The organism is Phenylobacterium sp., assembly GCF_036264965.1.
Classification (GTDB): Bacteria; Pseudomonadota; Alphaproteobacteria; order Caulobacterales; family Caulobacteraceae; genus Phenylobacterium.
In genome coordinates this window covers 19237-27294 of the sequence record NZ_DATAPY010000161.1, presented here as the reverse complement: position 1 = coordinate 27294, position 8058 = coordinate 19237, and the positions used below count along the sequence as shown (strand labels likewise).

The 8058-nt window shown below is 68.4% G+C and carries 9 protein-coding genes and 2 tRNA genes; 8 read left to right on the top strand and 3 right to left on the bottom strand.

The genetic code is table 11. The annotated features are described in order from the left end of the window. A partial coding sequence (locus VHS75_RS21325; RefSeq protein WP_329640638.1) for an acyl-CoA synthetase occupies window positions 1-1341 on the top strand: 1341 nt, incomplete at its 5' end. Here VHS75_RS21325 and VHS75_RS21320 read toward each other — a convergent pair. Beyond that, window positions 1338-1643 carry a hypothetical protein gene (locus VHS75_RS21320; protein ID WP_329640637.1) on the bottom strand — a complete coding sequence of 102 codons (306 nt, stop codon included), beginning with the start codon at window positions 1641-1643 and terminating at the stop codon, window positions 1338-1340. The genes VHS75_RS21325 and VHS75_RS21320 overlap by 4 nt on opposite strands. A gap of 81 nt (window positions 1644-1724) precedes the next feature. Between VHS75_RS21320 and VHS75_RS21315 the strand changes: the two genes are divergently transcribed. Then, window positions 1725-2174: a MaoC family dehydratase gene (locus VHS75_RS21315; RefSeq protein WP_329640636.1), complete on the top strand. Its 450-nt coding sequence runs from the start codon at window positions 1725-1727 to the stop codon at window positions 2172-2174. Between the two features lie 118 nt (window positions 2175-2292). Beyond that, window positions 2293-3009: a hypothetical protein gene (locus tag VHS75_RS21310; protein ID WP_329640635.1), complete on the top strand. Its 717-nt coding sequence runs from the start codon at window positions 2293-2295 to the stop codon at window positions 3007-3009. Between the two features lie 78 nt (window positions 3010-3087). Here the strand turns inward: VHS75_RS21310 and VHS75_RS21305 are convergent, their stop codons facing one another. Next, window positions 3088-3927, bottom strand: coding sequence for a trypsin-like peptidase domain-containing protein (locus VHS75_RS21305; protein ID WP_329640634.1), 840 nt, complete (start codon window positions 3925-3927; stop codon window positions 3088-3090). Between the two features lie 175 nt (window positions 3928-4102). On the opposite strand from VHS75_RS21305, the gene VHS75_RS21300 reads away from it, so the two are divergent. The 4 genes from VHS75_RS21300 to VHS75_RS21285 all read left to right on the top strand — a co-directional run bounded on the left by VHS75_RS21300 (window position 4103) and on the right by VHS75_RS21285 (window position 7655). Next, window positions 4103-6205: a S9 family peptidase gene (locus tag VHS75_RS21300; protein WP_329640633.1), complete on the top strand. Its 2103-nt coding sequence runs from the start codon at window positions 4103-4105 to the stop codon at window positions 6203-6205. Window positions 6206-6374: 169 nt separating this feature from the next. Next, window positions 6375-6920: an N-acetyltransferase family protein gene (locus VHS75_RS21295; RefSeq protein ID WP_329640632.1), complete on the top strand. Its 546-nt coding sequence runs from the start codon at window positions 6375-6377 to the stop codon at window positions 6918-6920. Between the two features lie 137 nt (window positions 6921-7057). Beyond that, the gene (locus tag VHS75_RS21290) at window positions 7058-7306 is read left to right on the top strand and encodes a BrnT family toxin (protein ID WP_329640631.1); all 249 of its coding nucleotides are present in this window, start codon (window positions 7058-7060) and stop codon (window positions 7304-7306) included. A gap of 52 nt (window positions 7307-7358) precedes the next feature. Beyond that, window positions 7359-7655: a BrnA antitoxin family protein gene (locus tag VHS75_RS21285; RefSeq protein ID WP_329640630.1), complete on the top strand. Its 297-nt coding sequence runs from the start codon at window positions 7359-7361 to the stop codon at window positions 7653-7655. A 49-nt stretch (window positions 7656-7704) separates the two neighbouring features. Here the strand turns inward: VHS75_RS21285 and VHS75_RS21280 are convergent. Beyond that, window positions 7705-7778, bottom strand: a tRNA-Gln gene (locus VHS75_RS21280). Between the two features lie 148 nt (window positions 7779-7926). Here VHS75_RS21280 and VHS75_RS21275 point away from each other — a divergent pair. Beyond that, window positions 7927-8003 (top strand) — tRNA-Pro (locus VHS75_RS21275). Window positions 8004-8058 lie beyond the last annotated feature (55 nt).

Sequence of the window (8058 nt, the reverse complement as noted above, 5' to 3'; positions counted from 1 at the left end):
GCGCAACGCTCGGGCGTCCGCTTCACGGCGATCTCTTCCAAGCTGACCGCCGGCGAGGTCGAGTACATCGTGAAGGATTGCGGGGCGAAGGCGCTCATCGCGGGCGTCGCGGTGGCTGACGTCGCACTTGCGCTCGCCCCGCTGATCCCTGGCGTGAAACTCTACATGGTCGACGGCGCCGCGGGTCCGTTCGAGAGCTTCGAGACGGCGCGTTCGAGATTCCCGACGAGTCCGATCGCTGACGAATCAGCGGGCGGCCCGATGCTCTATTCGTCCGGCACCACCGGCCGCCCCAAGGGCGTACGGTCCGCGAACGCGGCGCAGCGGCAGCCGATCGGGGCGGCCAACGGGATCGCGAGCCTGGGGCAAGCGCTCTACGGCTGGACGTCGGAGTCGATCTATCTTTCGCCGGCTCCGCTGTACCACGCCGCCCCTCTCGGCTGGTCGATGGCCATGCAGGCGCTTGGCGGGACGGTGATCCTGATGGAGCGCTTCGACGCCGAGGACGCATTGCGCTTCATCGAGCAGTACAAGGTGACCTCCGCCCAGTGGGTGCCGACCCATTTCGTGCGTATGCTGAAGCTGCCGCCGGAGGCGCGCACCCGCTACGACCTATCGTCGCTGAAGGCGGTGTTCCACGCCGCCGCGCCCTGCCCGGTCCCGGTCAAGGAGCAGATGATCGCCTGGTGGGGCCCGATCGTGCACGAGTACTACGCCGGCACCGAGGGCAACGGCTTCTGCATCATCAACGCCACAGAATGGCTGGCGCACAAGGGCTCGGTCGGCCGCGGCCTGACCGCGGCGGTGAAGATCTGCGACGAGGACGGCGAGCCCCTGCCGCCGCGCACCGAGGGCCTGGTCTATTTCGAGGGTGGCGGCCAGTTCGAGTATCACGGCGACCCGGCCAAGACCGCCGAGAGCCGCAACAAGCACGGCTGGACGACGCTGGGCGACGTGGGCTGGCTGGACGAGGAGGGCTACCTCTACCTCACCGACCGCAAGAGCTTCATGATCATCTCCGGCGGGGTGAACATCTACCCGCAGGAACTCGAAAACGTGCTGATCGGCCACCCCAAAGTCGCCGACGCCGCCGTGGTCGGGGCGCCCGACGAGGAGATGGGCGAGAAGGTCGTCGCCGTGATCCAGCCCATGGACTGGGCCGACGCCGGCGATGAGCTGCGCGCCGAGCTAATGGCCTATGCTCGCGAACACCTCAGCCACGTGAAGAGCCCGCGCGTCATCGATTTCATGGCCGAGCTGCCCCGCCACGCCACCGGCAAGCTCTACAAGCGCCTGATCCGCGACGCCTACTGGGCCAAGGACGGCGCGCGCATCGCCTAATTCGGCGCGGGGCCGATCGCGCGGGGCAGTTCGCGCACCTCGATGACGCCGCCGGCCTCATAGACCGGGTTGCCGACCAGCAGCGCCTGGGCGGCCGCCATGTCGGCGACCTCGATCCGCACATAGCCCACGATGTGATGGCTGATGGGCGGCGGCGCGCCGTCCTTGTGCAGGCACACCCCGCGTCCGATCGCCGAGCCGCCGCGAAGGACGCCCTTCGCGTTCAGCCCGTCGATATAGGCCTGCCAAACCACCGGATCGGCCGGCTCGGCTTCGTGCATCAGGTAGATGAAGTCGGCCATCAGCGTCTCCCATGCGGCTTGCCCGCGCGCGACGGGATGCTAGACCCGTCCCAGCTAAGCCAATCAAGAGGAAGCAGACAGATGAACCCGGTTGAGATCAAAGACCTGCCCGGCCTGATCGGCACGGAAGTGGGCGTTTCGGACTGGCTGCTTGTCGACCAGGACCGGGTCAACAAATTCGCCGACGCCACCGGCGACCACCAGTGGATCCACGTCGATGTCGAGCGCGCCACCCGCGAGATCGGCGGCCCCATCGCCCACGGCTACCTGACGCTGTCGCTGATCCCGTTCCTGGGCCAAGGCATGCTGCCGGTGAAGGGCGTCAGCCGCGGCATCAACTATGGCTCGGACAAGGTGCGCTTCATCAACATGGTCCGCGTCGGCAAGCGCGTGCGCATGCGCCAGAAACTGGTCGGCGTCGAGCCCAAGGCCGGCGGCATGCAGCTGAAGAACGAATGCACCATCGAGATCGAAGGCGAGGAAAAACCCGCCTGCATCGCCGAGACGATTTCGATCATCTACGCGGGCTGAGGCGCAACCAAGTTCTCCGGCAGCGCTGAAACTCATCTCATCGCCAGCCGTTGCTGCCCTACGTCACGGGACATCAGACCCGTTGGCGACAGCATTTGCCCATGGGCAGGAGAACATCATGCTTCGGACTACAATCATTGCATCGCTGCTCGTATCGAGCGCCATAGGCCTCGCGATCGCGACGCCGGCGGCGGCCGGCACCACTGAACGCGCCCGCGAAGCCATCGCCGCCGCGGAGGCCAAGATCCACACGGCCGAGTCCCTCGGGGCCTACGGCGACGCGCCACGCAACATCGCCGAGGCGCGCGCCGCCCTGGCGGCCGCGCAGCGGGACTTCGATAACGACCATCGGGACCGGGCCATCGAGGACGGCGTCCGCGCCCAGGGCCTGGCCGACGCCGCGATCGGCATCTCCCAGCAGCACAAGAACGACGCCCTGGCCTCGGCGCACGAAGCCCAGCGCGCCACGGTCGACGCGGCCCGCGACCAGGTCGCCGCCGCCCGAGGCCAGGCAGCCTCGGCTCAGGACCAGGCGGTCAGCGCCCAGCAACAGGCCGCCACGGCCCAGCAGCAAGCCGAGGCCGCCAACGCCCGCGCCGATGCGGCGGAACAATCGGCGGCCGCTTCGGCGGCTGAAGCGGCGGCCGCGCGCAACGCCGCGGCGATAGCCGCCGCCACGCCGCCGCCGGCGCCGCAAGTCGAGACCACGACCACCACCACCAAGCCGGCGCATCGTACGACGCATACGACCGTGACCCGTCGCACCACGACGACCGGGGTGACGTCGACGCCTTCGGATCAGGTCACCACGACGACCAAGGTGACCCCGCAGTAGCGAGGTCACAGATACGGATGCGACTGCGCGCCGCCCGCTCGCGGGCGGCGCGTCAGCATGGAGCCGGTTGGCTGAAGCCTATTCGGGCCGCGCGGCTTCCTCAGCGGAAGCCGCCTTGGCGCCGGAGATCGCGCCCTCGTTCGCCGCGACCTCGGTCACCGGCGCGCCCGGGTCCCTGATCAGGGCGATGGTCTCGCGGATGAACCGCGCGTTAGTGACGATGCCGATGTCCAGCCGCTCGCTGTTCAGCTCGACCTGCTGGGTCAAGAGGCCGGCGATGAACTCCACGTCCTGGCCGCCCTGGCCCGCGTCGTTCACCGCGTGGCGCGAGGGGCCGCTCATGAACACCGGGCCGCCGGAGTTGCCGGGGAACACCGAGAAGTCGAGCAGGAAGGTCGGGAAGATCTTGGCCGGCGCGATCGGATAGGAGGCCACGCGGCCGGCGCGCAGGATCGGGAAGCCCGCCGAATTGGCCGCCAGCCCCCGTGGGAAGCCCAGCGTCATCATCTGGTCGCCCGCGCCCACGGCATATTTGGTGAAGGTGTCGTCCGCCGCCAGGTAGTCCTCGGGGATCGCGGCCTTGGCGAAGGCCTCCGGCGCGATGATGGCGATCGCCGCCACGTCGCGGGTCGGGTGGTGCGTCCACAGGGCGTGGCCCTGACCGTCGCGGATCTTCAGCGACTGGGGCGAATAGCTCCAGCTGCCGTCGGCGTTGGCGATGCGGTAGCCCACCCGGGCGTTGGCGCCAGGCATCTTGTCGAACACGTGATTGGCGGTGACCAGGATGGTGTGCGGCTTGCCGTCCGCCGTGGTCTCGGTGATCAGGAACCCGGTGCCGACGGTGCGCGTGCCGTCCCCGAGGGGCTGCTCGAGTTGGACGGTCGCCTGCATCATCTGGGCCGAGAGGTCCATCATCATTGGGAAGCTATCCCCGAAACCTTTAAGATGCCCTTCGCGTCTGTGCGCGATCTCGATATTCACACTGAATCAGATGACGGCCTTTCCGCCAAGGCGCCACGGCGTCGCGGCCTGGCTTTAGGCGCAAGGCGCCCGGCCCTTGAGCGTCGACGCGCGGCGCCGCATCTAGCGGGGCATGAGTACGCCCACGCCGCCGAAGGCCCCGAAGATCCCCAAGCGCATCGAACAGCTCGGCCGCGTCCGGGTCGACGATTACGCCTGGATGAAGGACGACAACTGGCAGCAGGTCCTGCGCGACCCCAAGACCCTGCGCGCCGACGTCCGCCAGCATCTCAACGCCGAGAACGCCTATACCAAGGTCCTGCTCGCCCCCACCGAAGCCCTGCAGGCGCAGATGTTCGCCGAGATGAAGGGGCGGATCAAAGAGGACGACAGCTCCGTCCCCTCGCCCGACGGCCCGTGGGACTACTACGTCCGCTATGAGCTGGGCGCCCAGCATCCGGCGCACGCGCGCCGGCCCAATAGCAAAGATCGGGGCGGGTCCAGCGCTGGCGAACAGGTGCTGCTGGACGAGGAAGCGCTCTCCAAGGACAAGCCCTTCTTCCAGGTCGGCGCCGCCAGCCACAGCCCCGACCACGCGCTCTACGCCTGGGCCGCCGACGAGCAGGGCTCGGAGTACTTCACGATCCGCGTCACCGACCTGGCGACCGGCGAGACCCTCGGCGAGCCCGCCGAGAGCGCCTACGGCTCCCTGGTCTTCTCGCCGGACAGCCAATGGCTGTTCTGGATCTGGCGCGACGAGAACGCGCGGCCCGCCAAGGTCTTCCGCCGCCCGGCCCGCGGCGGCCCCGACGTCCTGGTCTACGAGGAAGCCGACGACGGCATGTTCCTAGGGCTCGGCCTCACCTCCGACGACAGCCACGTCCTGATCGGCGTCGGCAACCAGGAGACCAGCGAGTCCTGGCTGATCCCGGCGTCCGACCCCACCGCCGCGCCCGTGGTGATCGCGCCGCGCCAGGTGGGCGTGAAGTACAGTCCCGACCACTGGACCGACCGCTGGGTGATCCACACCAACGCCGACGACGCCATCGACTTCAAGCTGATGACCAGCACCGCGGCGGTCCCGGCCAAGGCGACCTGGGCCGAGTGGATCGCCCACCAGCGCGGCCGCTACATCACCGGCTTCGCGGCCTACGCCGGCCATCTGGTCCGCGCCGAGCGGGTGGACGCCCTGGACCGCCTGGTGGTCACCGCCCGGGACGGCTCAGAACATGAGATCGCCTTCGACGAAGAGGCCTACGCGCTGCATCTCGAGGACGGCTACGAGTACGAGACGACGACCACCCGCTTCGTCTACCAGTCGCCGACCACGCCCCGGCAGACCTACGACTACGACCTGGCCAGCCGCGAGCGCACCCTGCGAAAGACCCAGGAGATCCCCTCCGGCCACGACCCCAGCCGCTATGTGGCCAGGCGCCTCTACGCCCCGGCGCCCGACGGCCAGCAGGTCCCGATCACCGTCCTTATGCTGAGGGACACGCCCCTCGACGGCTCCGCCCCGCTCCTGCTCTACGGCTACGGCTCCTACGGCATCGCCATGGATCCCAGCTTCTCGATCCGCAACCTGAGCCTGGTGGACCGCGGCTGGATCTGGGCCACCGCCCACGTCCGCGGCGGCTCCGACAAGGGCTGGGGATGGTTCCTGGACGGCCGCAAGGAGAAGAAGCCCAACACGTTCAGCGATTTCATCGCCTGCGCCGAACACATGATCGACGCCGGCTACGCGACGAAGGGCCGGATCGCGGCCTACGGCGGCTCGGCCGGCGGCATGCTGATGGGCGCGATCGCCAACCTGCGGCCCGAGCTCTGGGGCGCGATCATCGCCGCGGTGCCCTTCGTCGACGTGCTCAACACCATGAGCGACACCACGCTGCCGCTCACCCCGCCGGAGTGGCCCGAGTGGGGCAACCCGCTGGAGGACGCCGCCGCCTACGACCTGATCGCCTCCTACAGCCCTTACGATCAGGTCTCCGCCCAGGCCTATCCGCCGGTCCTGGCCACCGGCGGCCTTTCCGATCCGCGCGTCACCTACTGGGAGCCGGAGAAGTGGATCGCCAAGCTGCGTGAATTCTCGGCGGGCGATGCGCCGATGATGCTCAAGATCAACATGGAGGCCGGCCACGGCGGCGCCTCCGGCCGGTTCGACTTCCTGAAGGAGATCGCCCTCGACTACGCCTTCGCCGTCTGGGCGCTGGAGAAGGGCTGGGAAAAGGCATGATCGGTCAGGCTGCTCAAAACCTCCCCCGCGAAGCGGGCGGAGGGGGACCACGAAGTGGTGGAGGGGGCGCTGCCGGCGCACCGAGCCTGGCGCACGGCCCCAGCACCCCCTCCGTCACCTTCGGTGACACCTCCCCCGTTCGCTGCCGCTCTCGGGGGAGGTTTTCGCTATGATCGTCCGGGACGCCACGGAGGCCGACGCCCCGGCCCTGGCCGCCATCTACGGCGACGCCGTGCTGCATGGCTTCGGCACCTTCGAGGAAGACGCGCCGTCGGCCGCCGACATGGACGCCCGCCGCCGCGCCGTGCAGACCCAGGGCATGCCCTATCTGGTGGCCGAGCTGGACGGCCAGGTGCTGGGCTTCGCCTACGCCGGCCCGTTCCGCCCGCGCGCCGCCTATCGCTACACCCTGGAGGACAGCGTCTATGTCTCGCCCGACGCCAAGGGCGAGGGTGTCGGCCGCGCGGTGCTGTCGGCGGTGATCGCGGCCTGCGAGGCGCTCGGCATCCGCCAGCTGATGGCGGTGATCGGCGACAGCGAAAACGCCGGCTCCATCGGCCTGCACAAGTCCCTGGGCTTCGAGGAGACCGGCGTCGGCCGCAGCGTCGGCTTCAAGCACGGCCGCTGGGTCGACATCGTCCACATGCAAAAACCGCTGAACGGCGGCGACAGCCTCGCCCCCGACGGCGGCGGCGTGACGCTCACCGGCCACTGAGGATCGATCCGGACGGCCGCGATTGAACGCGCCGCGGCGGCCGGTCTTAGACGTCAGGGGAGATTGGCTGGGGCCGCGCGTTCTCGTATATACAAAAATCATTTGCCACGTTATGTTTTTGTATATACAAATACACCGTGGTCATCGAGTTCGACAGCGACAAAGATAAGGCGAACCTCCTCAAGCACAGCGTCTCGCTTGCCCGCGCCGCCGAACTCGTCGTTTTGGCTCGGGTGCAGGATGATCGCTTCGTCGAGCCGCGCTTCCGGGCGTACGGCCTGATCGATGGCGCGGCCTACTGCCTCGCCTATACCCTGCGCGACGGCAACGTCCGCGCCATCAGCCCGCGCCGGGCTCACGTCAAGGAGATGCGGCGCCACGTGTAACGACTGCCCTGGGCTTCGCCAGAGCCCTTGTAACCGAAGAGGAGCGCCGCCCATGTCCCCTGCAGGACGCAAGCAGCCCGTCGATCTCGACGACAACGACAACCCCGAATGGACCGCGGCCGACTTCGCGCGCGCCGTTGGACCCGAGGGCCTATCGGCCGCAGAGCTTGCGGCCTTCCCGAACACCCAGGTCAACCGCGGCGGGCGTCCGCGGAAGGATAGGCCCAAGGCGGGCGTGAGCCTGCGCCTGGACCCTGAGGTGCTCGACCACCTGCGAGGCTCCGGCTCCGGGTGGCAGACGCGGGTGAACGACGCGCTGGCCGGTCTGATCAAGTCGGGGAAGCTGTAGGTGCGCCTGACGACCCGCGGCGGTGAGCCGCTAGGTCTCTGAAAGCATTTGGCTGGGGAACTAGGACTCGAACCTAGAACGACGGTACCAAAAACCGCTGTGTTACCATTACACCATTCCCCAGCAGGAATGGCCGCGAGGGGTCGCCTCGCGGAGGCGTCGAGATAGCGCAGGAGACCCTGCGATGCAACGCCTGGCGAACCCCAGGCAAAGCCAGCCTTTCGCCGCCTTGCGGGGCTCCAACCCCTCCTCTATAAGGCGCCCTCCAAATCGGAGTGTGGCTCAGTCTGGTAGAGCACCGCGTTCGGGACGCGGGGGTCGCAGGTTCAAATCCTGCCACTCCGACCATTCTTCCTCCCGCCCAGGCGGCAGGGGGTCTTTTCCCGACAATTCGCCAGAGACG